Source organism: Halomonas sp. DN3 (genome assembly GCF_024137905.1).
GTDB lineage: Bacteria > Pseudomonadota > Gammaproteobacteria > Pseudomonadales > Halomonadaceae > Halomonas > Halomonas litopenaei.
The window spans coordinates 2,970,666-2,985,228 of the sequence record NZ_CP099965.1 but is presented as its reverse complement, the minus strand read 5'-3'; the positions used below and the strand labels follow the sequence as shown (position 1 = coordinate 2,985,228).

13 protein-coding genes are annotated in these 14,563 nt (G+C 64.3%); 12 read left to right on the top strand and 1 reads right to left on the bottom strand.

The window, feature by feature from the left end; genetic code table 11:
* The first annotated feature begins 33 nt into the window (after positions 1–33).
* From NKF27_RS12895 to NKF27_RS12845, 11 genes are all read left to right on the top strand, one after another.
* Positions 34–534, top strand: coding sequence for an Lrp/AsnC ligand binding domain-containing protein (locus NKF27_RS12895; RefSeq protein WP_253552143.1), 501 nt, complete (start codon positions 34–36; stop codon positions 532–534).
* A gap of 6 nt (positions 535–540) precedes the next feature.
* The gene (locus NKF27_RS12890) at positions 541–1,314 is read left to right on the top strand and encodes a molybdopterin-synthase adenylyltransferase MoeB (RefSeq protein WP_253552141.1); all 774 of its coding nucleotides are present in this window, start codon (positions 541–543) and stop codon (positions 1,312–1,314) included.
* On the top strand, positions 1,311–2,246 hold the full coding sequence (locus tag NKF27_RS12885; RefSeq protein ID WP_231498652.1) for a LysR family transcriptional regulator: 936 nt from the start codon (positions 1,311–1,313) through the stop codon (positions 2,244–2,246). The genes NKF27_RS12890 and NKF27_RS12885 overlap by 4 nt, the downstream gene beginning before the upstream one ends.
* Before the next feature lie 411 nt (positions 2,247–2,657).
* A complete protein-coding gene (locus NKF27_RS12880; RefSeq protein ID WP_108132910.1) occupies positions 2,658–3,947 on the top strand; it encodes an FAD-binding oxidoreductase in 1,290 nt (429 codons plus the stop codon).
* Between the two features lie 28 nt (positions 3,948–3,975).
* Positions 3,976–5,133 (top strand): ABC transporter ATP-binding protein, encoded by a 1,158-nt coding sequence (locus NKF27_RS12875; RefSeq protein ID WP_253552139.1) that lies wholly within the window; start codon positions 3,976–3,978, stop codon positions 5,131–5,133.
* A gap of 11 nt (positions 5,134–5,144) precedes the next feature.
* Positions 5,145–6,062 (top strand): ABC transporter permease, encoded by a 918-nt coding sequence (locus NKF27_RS12870; protein ID WP_253552137.1) that lies wholly within the window; start codon positions 5,145–5,147, stop codon positions 6,060–6,062.
* Positions 6,059–6,853, top strand: a complete 795-nt coding sequence (locus tag NKF27_RS12865) for an ABC transporter permease (RefSeq protein ID WP_108448961.1) — start codon at positions 6,059–6,061, stop codon at positions 6,851–6,853. The genes NKF27_RS12870 and NKF27_RS12865 overlap by 4 nt, the downstream gene beginning before the upstream one ends.
* A gap of 98 nt (positions 6,854–6,951) precedes the next feature.
* Complete coding sequence (locus NKF27_RS12860) at positions 6,952–8,019, top strand: PotD/PotF family extracellular solute-binding protein (protein ID WP_052704559.1); 1,068 nt, start codon at positions 6,952–6,954, stop codon at positions 8,017–8,019.
* Between the two features lie 111 nt (positions 8,020–8,130).
* Complete coding sequence (locus tag NKF27_RS12855) at positions 8,131–9,498, top strand: glutamine synthetase family protein (RefSeq protein WP_045995153.1); 1,368 nt, start codon at positions 8,131–8,133, stop codon at positions 9,496–9,498.
* Positions 9,499–9,792: 294 nt separating this feature from the next.
* Positions 9,793–11,115 carry an FAD-binding oxidoreductase gene (locus NKF27_RS12850; RefSeq protein WP_045995152.1) on the top strand — a complete coding sequence of 441 codons (1,323 nt, stop codon included), beginning with the start codon at positions 9,793–9,795 and terminating at the stop codon, positions 11,113–11,115.
* A gap of 515 nt (positions 11,116–11,630) precedes the next feature.
* On the top strand, positions 11,631–12,191 hold the full coding sequence (locus NKF27_RS12845; RefSeq protein ID WP_045995242.1) for a glycine zipper 2TM domain-containing protein: 561 nt from the start codon (positions 11,631–11,633) through the stop codon (positions 12,189–12,191).
* A 179-nt stretch (positions 12,192–12,370) separates the two neighbouring features.
* Here NKF27_RS12845 and NKF27_RS12840 read toward each other — a convergent pair whose 3' ends face one another.
* Positions 12,371–12,844 (bottom strand): phosphate-starvation-inducible protein PsiE, encoded by a 474-nt coding sequence (locus tag NKF27_RS12840; RefSeq protein ID WP_197037120.1) that lies wholly within the window; start codon positions 12,842–12,844, stop codon positions 12,371–12,373.
* 167 nt (positions 12,845–13,011) lie between these two features.
* On the opposite strand from NKF27_RS12840, the gene nhaB reads away from it, so the two are divergent.
* Complete coding sequence (nhaB, locus tag NKF27_RS12835) at positions 13,012–14,553, top strand: sodium/proton antiporter NhaB (protein WP_253552135.1); 1,542 nt, start codon at positions 13,012–13,014, stop codon at positions 14,551–14,553.
* The last annotated feature ends 10 nt before the right edge of the window (positions 14,554–14,563 follow it).

The window sequence follows — 14,563 nt, the reverse complement described above, 5'->3', positions numbered from 1 at the left end:
CCCCTCGCCGTCAGACCAGCGTTCAGGACCACAATGAAAACCAAGAACCGCTCCCTCGACCGTATCGATCTGAAGATTCTGCGTTGCCTGCAGGAAAACGCCCGGGTGTCCTATGTGGACCTCGCCGCCCAGGTGGGGTTGTCCACCACGCCGTGTCTGGAGCGCGTCAAGCGCCTCGAGCGCTCCGGGGTGATCCGTGGCTACAAGGCGGTCCTCAACCCGCGCATGCTCAAGGCCAATCTGCTGGTGTTCGTCGAGATCAGCCTGGAGACCCAGTCTCCGGCGGTGTTTGACGAGTTCCGTCGTGCCGTGTCGAAGCTGCCGCAGATCCAGGAGTGCCACCTGGTGTCCGGGCAGTTCGACTATATTCTCAAGTGCAGAATTCCCGAGATGTCCGCCTATCGTCAGCTGCTTGGCGACGTGGTGCTGACCCTGCCCGGGGTCAAGGAATCCAAGAGCTACGTGGTGATGGAAGAAGTGAAGGAAGATTTTGCCCTGCACGTGCCGGATATCGAAGAGTTCGAAGACAAGTGAGTTTTCATGAATGACCAGGACCTGCTGCGCTACAGCCGCCAGATCATGCTTCCCCAGGTGGACATCGAAGGCCAGGAGCGCTTGCTGGCGTCGCGCGCACTGATCGTCGGTGCCGGTGGCCTGGGCTCGCCGGTGGCGCTGTACCTGGCCGCCGCCGGAGTCGGACAGCTGACCATCGCCGACGCCGATGTGGTCGAGATCTCCAACCTGCAGCGCCAGATCGCCCACCAGGAGCAGGACCTGGGACGCAACAAGGCCCAGTCGGCCGCCGACTCTGCCATCGCCCTCAATGCAGGCTGCCGGGTCAGCGCCATCGAGCGCCATCTGGACGCCGAGGGGCTGGTCCAGGCGGCGCGGGAGGCCGACGTCATCCTCGACTGCACCGATCGCTTTTCCAGCCGCTACGCCATCAATGCGGCCAGCGTCGCCGCCGGGGTGCCGTTGGTCTCCGGCGCTGCGATCCGCTTTTCCGGGCAGTTGGCGGTGTTCGACCCGCGTGACGAGACGAGTCCCTGCTACGCCTGCCTGTATCCGCCGGATGATCAGGGCGACGAGGCCCTGTCCTGCGCCGAGAGTGGCGTCATCTCGCCGCTGGTGGGGCTGATCGGCTGCTTCCAGGCGCTGGAGGCGGTCAAGCTGTTGTCCGGGGCCGGCAGGCCCCACCGGGGGCTTGCCACCTTCGACGGCCTGAGTGGCGAGTGGCGTCACTATCGGCTGGGGCGCGATCCACGCTGTCCTGCCTGCGCAGACCGGGGGCGGTCCGGCGGAGCAAGCGCGTGAGCCGGCAGAGCCCGGTCACCGACTTCGATATTCGTCTATTGCGGGTGTTCAAGGCGGTGGCCGAGTGCGGTGGATTTTCCGCCGCCGAGAACGAGCTTGGCATCAGTCGTTCGGCCATCAGCCTGCATATGGGCGACCTGGAAAAGCGCCTGGGGCTCAAGCTTTGTCGGCGGGGGCGAGGCGGCTTCGCCCTGACCGAGGAAGGACGGGAGGTGCTGGAAGGGGCTAGGCGTCTGCTGTCGGGACTGGAAGCCTTTCGCACCGAGGTCAATGCGCTGCACCACAGCCTGCGCGGCGAACTCAATATCGGCATCACCGATACCCTGGTCAGCTCACCTGAGATGCGTATCACCCATGCCCTGGCAAGCCTCAAGGCCCAGGGCCCGGAGGTGCGCATCAACATGCACATGGACCCTCCCGGCGAGATCGCCCGCGGGGTGCTCGACGGACGCCTGCATGTCGGTGTCGTTCCGGCGGTCAACCTGCCTGCCAGCGTCGATAGCCAGGCGCTCTACAGCGAACGCTCCGGGCTTTACTGTGGCCGGGGGCATCCGCTGTTCGCCGAGCCATCGACGGCGCTGGAGGCGCTGGGCGGGTGGCAGGCGCTGGGTCAGTGGGACGCCGTGGTACCGTCCTATCCGCTGTCGGAAGCCGGCCGTGAGCGCCATGTCGGGCTCAAGCCCAGCGCCACCGCGTCCGACCGGGAAGGCGCGGCCTTTCTTATCCTGACCGGGGCCTACATCGGCTATCTGCCGGATCACCACGCCAATCTCTGGGTCGCGCAGGGTCGGCTGCGCGAGCTGTGCTCCGAGAGCGCCGCCTACGAGACGCCCTTCGTCGCCATCACCCGCCGTGACCGCCGCCCGCATCGGGTGCTGGAAGCCTTTCTGGCGGCGCTGGGGAAGAGCGATGCGGGTGTGTCAGGCGACTGATGGCGCCTCCTAGATCTTTGATCAAACCGCCAACGTCTTCGCTTCGCTGACATGATGTCTCGCTTATACTCTTGGCGATGAAACGAGAGACTGACGCTCTGTCGTTGCTCTGCGTTGAGTTTTCCACGTCTGGCATCTTGGATTCGAGCGCTTCCGGGCGCGCCGGCTTACGTTCGAAGCGTGAGCGTCGCCAAGGCGACTTCCATCGAGCGGGATGCATGACGTGAAGTGTTGATGTTGGTGCGTCAGCCGCTTTAGGTATCGAATCGCTGACGTTGAAGTCAGGAATTTAGTGTTATTGGATACTTGACGCCTGGTGGCGAGAAAGTGGCACACTGTCGGTGTCACCTTCATGCGAAGGTGCGAGATTCAATAACAACAAGCGCATTGCGCAACCAATACGGACTCTCTATGACAGATTCCTCCACGTCCGAGGCCGCCTCCTGGTACCGCGATTCCGTCCGGGTCGAGCTGTTGCCGACACCCAGGCTAGAGGGCGACGTTCGCGCCGATGTCTGCGTGATCGGGGCCGGGGTGACGGGCTGTTCGGCGGCGCTGCATCTGGCCGAGCAAGGCTACAAGGTGGTGGTGCTGGAAGCCCATGACGTCGGCCATGGCGCCTCCGGTCGCAGCGGCGGCCAGATCCTGCCCGGGCTCGGTACCGACATGGACACCGTGGAACAGGCGCTTGGCCTGTCGGCGGCCCGCGATATCTGGGAAATGAGCCGCGAAGCGGTGCGCCTGACTGCACAGCTGGTCGAGCGTCACGCCATTCCCTGCGACCTTGCCTGGGGCTACCTGCATGCGGCGGTCAAGCCGCGCCATGTGCGCGAGTTGCGCGCCTTCCAGGAGACCATGGCGCACAAGTACGACTACCAGGCGCTGGAATGGCGCGAAGGGCAGTCGCTGCGCGAACATGTGGTCACCGACGCCTACCCGGCGGCCCTGTGGGAGGCCGAGGGCGGGCACCTGCATCCGCTCAACTATACCCTCGGCCTGGCCAGGGCCGCCCAGCAGGCGGGGGCGATCTTCCACTCGCACAGCCCGGTCACCGCGGTGACCAAAGGCGAGCCTGCCCGGGTGAAGACCGCCGGCGGAGAGGTCACCGCCGATAGCGTGGTGGTGGCGACCAACGCCTACGGCATCGACCTGTTGCCGGAGATGCGCGGGCGCATCATGCGCTGCGCCAACTACATGATCGCCACCGAGCCGATGAGCGAGCAGCATGCGGCCCAGGTGCTGCCGAAGAATGACGCCCTGGCCGATGCCAATTTTGTGCTCGACTACTATCGGCTGTCGGCGGATCGACGACTGATCTATGGCGGTGAAGTCAGCTACGACGGGCGCCCGCCCAAGGGGCTCGAGGCGCGCATCGACGGCAAGATCCGGCGCCTGTTCAAGGTGCTCGACGATGTCGAGATCGCCTACCGCTGGGGCGGTGACGTGGCCATCACGCTCAATCGCGCCCCGGACTTCGGCAGACTGGCCGCCAACCTCTACTATGCGCAAGGCTACTCCGGTCATGGCATGGCCATGGCGGGACTGGCCGGCAAGTTGCTGGCCGAGACCATCGCCGGGCAGAGCGAGCGCTTCGACGTCTTTGCCGCCATGCCCCATCGTCGCTTCCCCGGCGGTCGCCTGTTGAGAACACCGCTGTTGCTGCTGGCCACCCACTTCTACAAGCTTCGCGATCGGCTGTGAGCTGCCGACAACGACGAGGAATGCCCCTATGACCGAGACCTCCACCGCCGAGCGCCACTCACAGCGCCGGGATGAGCCCCATGATGGCGCACGCCCGGGCGTCGATGCCGCCGGCTCCGAGCGGACCGCCTCCGCGATCCATATGCAGGGCCTGCACAAGCGCTTCGGCGCCAGTACGGTGGCACTCGATGGCGTCGATCTGACCATCGAGGCCGGCGAGTTCTTTACCCTGCTGGGCCCATCGGGCTGTGGCAAGACCACGCTGCTGCGCATCCTGGCGGGTCTGGAAGATGCCGATCAGGGACGCCTGACCATCGGTGAGCGCGACGTCACCGAGGTGGCGCCGCACCATCGCAGCGTCAATACCGTGTTTCAGTCCTACGCGCTGTTTCCCCACCTGTCGGTGCGCGACAACCTGGCCTTCGGCCTCAAGATGCGCGGTGTCGATCGTGCCGAGCGCGAGGCACGGGTCGAGCGCATCGCCGAGTTCATCCAGTTGGGCGATCTGATCGATCGGCGCATCGATCAGCTCTCCGGCGGACAGCGTCAGCGCATCGCCCTGGCCCGGGCGCTGGTCTGCGAGCCCGACGTGCTGCTGCTGGACGAGCCGCTGTCGGCGCTCGACGCCGGCCTTCGCGGCCAGCTACAGGTTGAATTGCTGAGGGTGCAGAAGCGCCTGGGCATGACCTTCGTCTTCGTGACCCATGATCAGGACGAGGCCATGGTGATGTCCGACCGCATCGCCGTGCTCAATGGCGGGACCATCCAGCAGGTGGGGCCACCTCGGGAGGTCTACGAGCGCCCGGTCAATGCCTTCGTCGCCCGTTTCATGGGCCATGCCAACCTCTATCCGATCAGCGCCCGCCAGGGCCAGCGCGTGACCACCGAGCTTGGCGAGCTGGAGCTCGAGCCCGACCTCGACACGCCACAGCAGGGAGGCGGTGAGCTGTTGCTGATTCGCCCCGAGACGCTGGACGTGCGTCTGGGTCGTCATCAGGGGGTGAACCACCTGGTCGGGCGGATCACCGAACGGCTCTATCGTGGTAGCCACGCCGAGTTCCGTCTCGCGGTCGGTGACACCACCCTGCAGGCCACCATCAACAATCGCGGGCGCCGACTGCCCGAGGTCGGTGACGAGGTGACCCTGGTGGTCGCCCCGGAAGACCTCGTCACCGTGGCCAACTGAGGGGGCATGTCATGACCGATACCGCTGTCCTCGGACGCAGCCAGGGCATGGTCAGAGAAGCGCGCCATCTTCTCTTTACCGTGACACCCGGCGCGGCCTGGATCATCGTCTTTCTGGTGCTGCCCAGCGCCTACCTGATGGGCGTGGCCTTCATGACCAACGGGCCCTATGGCCTGCCGCAGATGCCGCTGTCGCTCGATTCGTTCAAGCAGCTTGCCGGCTTCGGTTTTCTGGGCTGGAGCCCGGGCAACCTCTACACCCTGTTGAGGTCGCTGTGGCAGACCCTGGTGGCGACCGGCCTGGTCGTTATCGTGGCCTATCCGATCGCCTACTACATCACCACCTGCCGGGCGAAATGGCGGCCGATCATGCTGCTGCTGGTGGTGGTGCCGTCCTGGACCAATCAGGTCATCCGTACCTTCGGCTGGATGAACCTGCTGGCGCCGGAGACGCCGCTTTCCAGCGTCGCCGAGTCGCTGGGGCTGATCGCCCCCAACATGGGGCTCTACCCGTCCAACTTCGCGGTGACCCTGGGGCTGGTCTACAACTTCCTGCCGTTCATGGTGCTGCCGCTGTACGCCGCCTTCGAGAAGCTCGACACCGCCCAGGTGGAGGCCGCCCAGGACCTCTACGCCACCCCGGTGAAGGCGTTCTGGCACGCGGTCTTTCCCCAGACCTTGCCGGGGCTGCTCGCCGGGATCGTGCTGGTGGCGATTCCGGCCTTCGGCATGTACGTGATTCCGGAACTGCTGGGCGGCGGCAAGGCGTTGATGCTCGGCAATCTGGTGGCCAACCAGTTCTCCGGTGGGTCGAACTGGCCGCTGGGCGCCGCCGGCGCCATCCTGATGCTGCTGGCGACCTTCGCCGGACTCTATGCCATGCGCCGGATCGGCAAGCGACTCGGCGGCGGTGAGGAGGTGGTGATATGAGAAAGCGCACACTCAAGCGAGGTCTGAGTGCCTTCTGGTGGCTGACCCTGGTGTTTCTTTACCTGCCGCTGGCGGTGGTGGTGCTGTTCTCCTTCAACGCCGCCAACAGCGCGGCCAGCATGACCGGACTGTCACTGCGCTGGTACCACCAGCTGTTCGCCAATGACCAGATCATGAGCGCCTTCGGCAACACCCTGGTGCTGGCGCTGACGTCCTCGCTGATCGCCCTGGTGATCGGCTGCTTGATCGGTTATGGCATGTATCGCCACCGTCACCGCAAGCTGGGCTGGCTGATCGTGCTGATCTATCTGCCCATCGTGCTGCCGGATATCGTCTTCGGTATCTCGGAGATGGCCTTTTTCGTCAAGGTACACGAGCTGACCGGGCTCCTGGGGCCGGGGCTGGGCACCATGATCATCGCCCACGTCACCTTCCAGATTCCGTTCGTCGCGCTGATCGTCTACTCGCGCTTCGTCGGCCTGGATCCGTCTTTGTTCGAGGCGGCCAAGGACCTGTATGCATCGCCCTTTAAGCGAGTGGTGCACTTCATGCTGCCGACCATCAAGCCGGCGTTGATATCGGCCTTCTTCCTCTCCTTTACCCTGTCGGTGGATGACTTCGTCATCAGCTTCTTCACCTCCGGCCCGGAGAGCGCGACCCTGCCGATCTATATCTGGGGCGCGATCAAGAAGGGGGTGTCACCGGAGATCAACGCCATCGCCACACTGATGATCGCGGCGGTGGCGCTGGCCGCCCTGGCAAGCCTCGTCGTCAATCGGCGCAAGGCATGACGCCTGTGCCATCGGCGGACACAGAGGCGATCTCGGAACAGATCGATCAACACCTGACGTACCCAGACAAGACCAAGCAATACAAGGAGAAAGCAACGATGCTCAACAAGACTCGCAGCGCCCTGGGCCTCGCCGTGGCAGCCGCCATGCTCGCAGGCGTCGCCCAGGCTGAAGAGGGCAAGCTGTACCTGTTCAACTGGACCGAGTACATGGACCCCGAGATCATCGAGGCCTTCGAGGAAAAGTATGACGTCGAGGTGGTGACCAACTACTTCAACTCGAACCCGGAGATGATCGCCAAGCTCAATGCCGGTGGCACCTCCCAGTACGACATCGTGGTGCCGTCGAACTACTACATTCCGCGGATGATCGAGACCGGCCTGATCCAGAAGCTCGACCGCTCGCAGATTCCGAACTTCGACAACCTGATGGCGCAGTTCAAGGATCCGAGCTTCGATCCCGGTGCCGAGTACTCCGCTGCCTACCAGTGGGGGACCACGGGCCTTGTCTACAACACCGAGACCTTCCCCGATGCGCCCAAGAGCTGGTCGTTGCTGTTCGACCCCGAGGTCAACGGCGACTATCCGTTCTCGATGATCCAGGATGGTCAGGTCGCCACCGGCAGCGCCTGCGCCTATCTGGGCGCGAGCTTCGACTGCAGCGGCCTGGATGACCTGAAGAATGCCGCCAGACTGCTGATCGAGACCAAGAATCGCGACAACTTCTCGGGCTTCACCGACGGCACACCGACCCTGCAGCAGCTGGCCCGGGGCGTCACCCACGTGGGCATGTCCTTCAACGGCGACTACCTGTACTTCAAGGATGAGGACCCGGAGACCTTCGAACATCTGGACTTCGTGATTCCCGACGAAGGCGCCGAGATGTGGGTCGACTCCATGGTCATCCCCTCCGAGGCACCCAACCCGGAGCTCGCGCACAAGTTCATCGACTTCATCCTGGACGCCGAGATCGGTGCCCAGCTGTCGAACTACAACTACTACGCCAGCCCCAACGAGGCGGCGCGCCCGCATCTCGACGAGGTGCTGACCCAGCCGCCGACCCAGCCCAGCGAAGAGGACATGGCGCGGCTTGTCTTCACCCCCAGCCTGTCCGGTCAGCAACTGCAGACCTTTCAGCAACTGTGGTCAGAGGTAAAGGCTCGGTGAAGGGATTGGCCCAGGGGCGTTGATGCGCCCGGGGCCGCCCTGCAAGGAAAGAGCCCCGGCGACGTCGGGGCTCGGCCACCGAGTGAGACACTCACGTAACGGAACACTCTCATGAGTAACCGCCAGGAAAGCCCAGCGCTCAGCGACTGGTTCAAGCAGTACGGCATCACCGAGGTCGAGTGCCTGGTCACCGACCTTACCGGCATCCTCAAGGGCAAGATCATGCCCGCGGGCAAGTACCTCAACGGCGGACGACCGCGCCTGCCGGACTCCATCTTTATCCAGACCGTCACCGGGGGCTATCCCGACGATGACGACATCCGCTTCTGGAATCCTGCCGAGCGGGATATGGAGCTGGTGCCTGACCCCAACGCCGTCTTCCTGGTGCCCTGGGCCGACGACCCTACCGCCCAGATCATCCACGACTGCCACTATCTGAGCGGCGAGCCGGTGGAGCTGGCGCCGCGCTATGTGCTCAAGCGGGTGCTGGAGCTGTACCAGGCACGTGGCTGGGTCCCGGTGGTGGCACCGGAGGTGGAGTTCTTCCTGGTCAAGACCAACACCGACTCCGACTACCCGCTGGAGCCGCCGGTGGGGCGCACCGGTCGCCAGGAAAGCAGCCGCCAGAGTTTCTCCATCGATGCGGTCAACGAGTTCGATCCGCTGTTCGAGGAGATGTACGACTACTGCGAGGCGATGAATCTGGATCTGGATACCCTGATCCACGAAGAGGGCGCCGGGCAGATGGAGGTCAACTTCCAGCACGGTGATCCGCTGGCGCTGGCCGACCAGGTGGTGCTGTTCAAGCGGGTGCTGCGCGAGACCGCATTGCGCCACGGCATGTACGGCACCTTCATGGCCAAGCCCATGGCCAATGAGCCGGGCAGCTCGATGCACATTCACCAGAGCCTGATTGACCCGGCCAGCGGACGAAATCTGTTTGCCGGCGAGGATGGCCAGCCCAGCCGTCTGTTCCACCACTTCATCGGCGGCCTGCAGCGCTACCTGCCCTCGGCGATGCCGCTGCTGGCCCCCAACGTCAACTCCTACCGGCGGCTGCTGCGTACCGAGACCTCGGGCTCGGCGCCGATCAACGTCGAGTGGGGCATGGACAACCGTACCGTGGGCCTGCGCGTGCCGGTCTCCGGGCCCGAGGCCACCCGGGTCGAGAACCGACTGGCCGGTGCCGACGCCAATCCCTACCTGGTCATGGCGGCGTCACTCGCCTGTGGTTACCTCGGCATGCTTGGCCAGGTGGAGCCGCGCCCGCCCATGGTCGGCTCGGCCTGGTCCGGCGGCAACAAGCTGCCCGACGATATCGGACCGGCGCTGGACCTGCTGCACGAGTGTGACGCCCTGGCAGGTATCCTCGGCGAGCGCTTTACCAACAGCTACCTGGCGGTAAAGCGGGCCGAGCACCGGGAGTACTTTCAGGTGATTTCGTCCTGGGAGCGTGAGCACCTGCTGTTGCGGGTGTGAGCCGCCGCTTTGGAGGACGCCCTGGGGTGGCGCAAGCCTGAGAAGGTGGCGCGAAGCTTAGAGAGTGGCGTAGGCCTGAGAAGGTGACGCGATCCCGAGAAGGTGGCGCAAGCCCGAGACGGTGGCATGAGGCACCATCAGCGAGCCAGGCCAGGTGCCTGGCTCGCTGCGTTGTGGAGCTATGGCGTCGGTGCGTGGTGGTGATTATTCCATGTCTTTATCTTGAAGATGTCTACTTTCGCCGCGTAGAATGCGATCTAGTGTTGAATAAAATAACCACTTTGGGAGTCCGTCATGTCCAGCCGTTCCACCGCTACCGATCCCCGTGGAGGGGCCGCCGAGGTCCAGCATGCCGCGTCCTGGTATGCCGCCTCGGCCAATGCCTCACCCCAGCGCCCGGCCCTCGAGGGAGAGGTAAGCTGTGATGTCTGCGTGGTCGGGGCCGGCTTCACCGGCATCTCCGCCGCGCTCCATCTGGCGGAGCAGGGGCTCAAGGTGGTGGTACTGGAGGCCGCCAGGGTCGGTTACGGCGCCTCGGGGCGCAACGGCGGTCAGATCGTCAACAGCTACAGCCGCGACATGGACGTGATCGAGGACAAGTACGGCGCCGACACCGCGCGTGCCCTCGGCGACATGGCCTTCGAGGGCAATCGCATCATCCGTGAGCGCATCGCCCGCTACGACATCCAGTGCGACCTGCGTGAAGGCAACCTGTTCGCCGCCTGCAACGAGCGCCAGCTCAAGGGGCTGCGCGAGCATCAGGCGCTGTGGCAGCGCTACGGCCACGACGGGCTGGAGCTGTTGGAAGGCGACGCCTGTCGCCGCGAGGTGGGCAGCGATCGCTATACCGGCGCCCTGGTGGACCACTCCGGCGGTCACCTGCATCCGCTGAACCTGGTGCTGGGCCAGGCGGCGGCTCTGGAGTCCCTGGGTGGTGTGATCTTCGAGCAGAGCCCGGTGGAGTCGCTGGTACACGGCCAGCCGGTGGTACTGAAGAGCCGCAACGGCAGCGTTCGCGCCGAGCGTGTGGTGATGGCGGGTAACGCCTACATGAGCGGCGTGATGCCGGAGCTCGAGGCCAAGTCGATGCCCTGCGGCACCCAGATCATCACCACCGAGCCGCTCGGCGAGGACCTGGCCCGGGAGCTTCTGCCCAACAACATGGCGGTGGAAGACTGCAACTATCTGCTCGACTATTTCCGCCTGACCCGCGACAACCGCCTGATCTACGGCGGGGGAGTCAACTACGGCGGCGAGGACCCCCAGGACATCGAGGCGGTCATTCGTCCCAAGATGGAAAAGACCTTCCCGATGCTCAAGACGGTCAAGGTGGACTACGCCTGGAGCGGGACCTTCCTGATGACTCTCAACCGACTGCCCCAGTTCGGGGTGATCAATGACAACGTCTACTACGCCCAGGGCTACTCCGGTCATGGCGTGACGTGCACCCACCTGGCCGGTCGCCTGATCAGCGAGGTGATGACTGGACGTGACGAGCGCTTCGATGCCTTTGCCGGCCTGCCGCACCTGCCGTTCCCTGGCGGCCGCATGCTCAGGGTACCGCTGTCCGCCATCGGCGCCTGGTACTACCAGACCCGGGATAAGCTGGGCATCTAGCCGCTGGTCGGTGTAACAGACAAGTGCGGGCAAGCCAATGGCAGCGGGATGCTCCGTGACCCGCGCTCCCGGCTTGAGAGCCCCATTGTCGCGTCTCGCCCAACGCCTCGCTGCCTCCGGCAGCGAGGCGTTGTGATGTGTGGGCAGGGGGGGCAATGGCATAAGAGGCGAGGGCAGCAGCGCCCGTCGTCGCCGATCGGGGGCACCTCTGTCGGTGAGTTGCGACAGCCTCACAAACAACTTGCAAGTGGCTCCATGGTTCTTCGAACGCTGTTCGATAACGGCTAGGATAGGGTTATCACATCGCCAAGACATCTGCCGTGGCGCCTCTCGCGCGCTAGGCTCTGGCCGAAAAGTCGACGAGCGAAGGTTAGACAAGGCAAAAATCGGTGAGAAAGCGCAGTTTACGGGGTGTAAATGAGCATTTTGATCCGATTTTTAACGCCGTATTACCGAGCGCAGGCACTTTTCAGACAAGCCCTAAGCGAGCACCCCGGCGGAGCAAGGAGAACAGCATGAGCAAGTCGATCATCGTCGGTTCCACCCTCGCGGTCTTTGGCCTTGGTGGCCTGGCATTTGGCGCCTGGCAGGTGCAGCAGGCGCCCCAGGGGCCGCAGTTCGCCGATATTACCGCCGTCACGCCGGTCACCGAGACCGTCTCCACGCCGCGAGAGGTCTGCGAGAACGTTCAGGTGACACGCCAGGCGCCGACCCGGGATCCGCACAGTATTCTGGGCAGCGCTGCCGGTGCGGTGGTCGGTGGCCTGGTGGGCAACCAGATCGGCGGTGGCAGCGGCCGCAAGATCGCCACCGTGGCCGGTGCCATCGGCGGTGGCTTCGCCGGACGCGAAGTGCAGCGTCGGGTCGAGGCCGGCCAGACCTATACCACCACCGAACAGCGGTGCCACACCGTCAACGACACCCGTGAAAAGACCCTGGGCTACGACGTGGCCTGGGAGTATGACGGCGTGCGTCAGGTGGCGCGTCTGGAGCAGGCGCCCGACGGCGAGCGTGTGCTGATCGAGCAGGGTCAGCCCCAGTGGGACGTGGTCCGGGGTGCCCCCGACAAGTCCTGACGGGAACCTGGTTCCGGTCTTCAGCCTTCGCGTAAACACCCAGCCCCCGCCAACCGGTATCTTTCGATGCTGGCTGGCGGGGGCTGTTGTCGTCGCTGTAGTTGTGAACCTGAACGTGAACGTGAACGTGAACGTGGGCGTGAACGTGGGCGAGGGCAGGGGCGCTGGTCCCGGGCGTCCTACAGATCGCTGTTGGTCTTGTTGACCACCTTGCCGAGGGCGTCGATGGGCTTGCTGGAGGGGTACTTGTAGGAGGCGAAGCGCACCGCCAGCACGGACAGGGCCAGCAGGAAGATGCCGCCGCACAGGTACAAGAGACCGGCGTCGGGCTTGGGGTGGTGGGAAATGTCACCGATCAGGTAGCGGGTCAGGGCGGTGATGGCGACGTACAACAGGAAGCGAATCGGCAGGTGATTGGTCTTGAAGTAGATGCCCACCATGGCGCCCAGCTCAAGATAGATGAACAGCAGCAGGATGTCGTCGACGCTGGCGTGGCCACTGGTCAGCATGTCGAGGAAGGCGACCACCGAGGCCCAGGCGATCATCCCGCCGATGACGAAGAGCCCCAGGTAGTGAAAGCCTTCCACGAGCAGGTTGCCGATGGTATCGGCGTGATGGTGCATCTTGTCACGGCTGGTGCGAGCCCATTTCACAGGCGATTCCTCATCGGTGTGGTGGCGTCTTTCACGCTAGCCCGGCGTGGTAGGCGTGACAAGCCGATACTCCGTTGGTTCAGGGCGGTTTGTTGACGCAGACACGCGGATTGCGCCGCTTTTCGCCGGCATACTGAAACGCCGCCGTATCGACAAGGAGCCGGTCGATGGTGACGACGCTGCCCCAGGCCTTCTTTCGCAACTTTATCGGTCCTTCGCCGGACTGGTACAAGACCGCCATCCTGATCTGCCTGCTGATCAATCCTCTGGTCTACGCCTGGTCTGGGGGATTCGTCGCGGGATGGCTGTTGCTGGTCGAATTCATCTTCACCCTGACCATGGCGCTGAAGTGCTATCCGTTGCAGCCTGGTGGGCTGCTGGCACTGGAAGCCGTGGGCATCGGCATGACCGGCCCCGACAGTGTGATGCACGAGGTGGCGCTCAACCTGGATGTCCTGCTGTTGCTGGTGTTCATGGTGGCGGGCATCACCTTCATGAAGCAGCTGTTGCTCAAGGCGTTCACACGCCTGCTGATCGGCGTCACGTCCAAGCGTCTGCTGTCGCTGTGCTTCTGCGTGACGACGGCAGCGCTCTCCGCCTTTCTGGACGCCTTGACGGTGATCGCTGTAGTGATCAGCGTGACGGTGGGTTTCTACGCCATCTATCATCGGGTGGCGTCGATGAAGGGGCAGCACGACGATCATGACCACAGCGATGATAGCGGGCTTCCCGAGGTCAACCACCAGGACCTGATCGACTATCGTCGCTTTCTGCGCTCGCTGCTGCTCCACGCCGCCATGGGGACCGCGCTTGGCGGTGTCATGACCATGGTCGGTGAGCCCCAGAACCTGATCATCGCCGAGCAGGCTGGCTGGGGCTTTGGCGAATTTGTGCTGCGCATGGCGCCTGTCACTCTGCCGGTGCTGGTGGCAGGCCTTGCCACCTGCCTGCTGGTGGAAAGCCTGCGCTGCTTCGGTTACGGCCAGCGTCTACCGGCCAAGGTACGCGCCATCCTGGTCGAGCACGATCGCCAGGAGCGGGCAGGCCAGTCGCTGATCGAGGTGGCCAGGTTATGGGTGCAGGCGGCGGTGCTGGTCTGGCTGGTGGTGGCACTGGCTCGCCACGAGGCGTCGGTGGGGCTGATCGGGCTTGCCGTCATCGTCCTGGCCAGCGCCTTTCTCGGCGTCACCGAGGAGCACGCCCTTGGCAAGGCCTTCGAGGAAGCCTTGCCCTTCACCGCCTTGCTGGTGGTGTTCTTCGCGGTGGTGGCGGTGATCATCGAGCAGGATCTGTTTGCACCGGTGATCGAGCTGGTGCTGTCACGCCAAGGCAGTGAGCAGCTGGGCCTGGTGTACGTGACCAATGGTCTGCTGTCGATGGTCTCGGACAACGTCTTCGTCGGCACCGTCTACATCAGCGAAATTCACTCGGCCTTGAGCGCTGCGCGCATCGGCGCCGAGCAGTTCGACCTGCTGGCCGTGGCGGTGGCCTGCGGCACCAACCTGCCGTCGGTGGCGATGCCCAATGGCCAGGCCGCCTTCCTGTTTCTGCTGACCTCGGCGGTGGCACCGCTGATTCGCCTTTCCTACGGCCGCATGGTGTGGATGGCCGCACCCTATACCCTCGCACTCAGCCTGGTGGGGTTTGTGTGCGTACGCTACGTGCTGGTGCCTGCCAATCAGGCGATGCAGGCCATGGGGTGGTTGTAGGGTTGGTGTG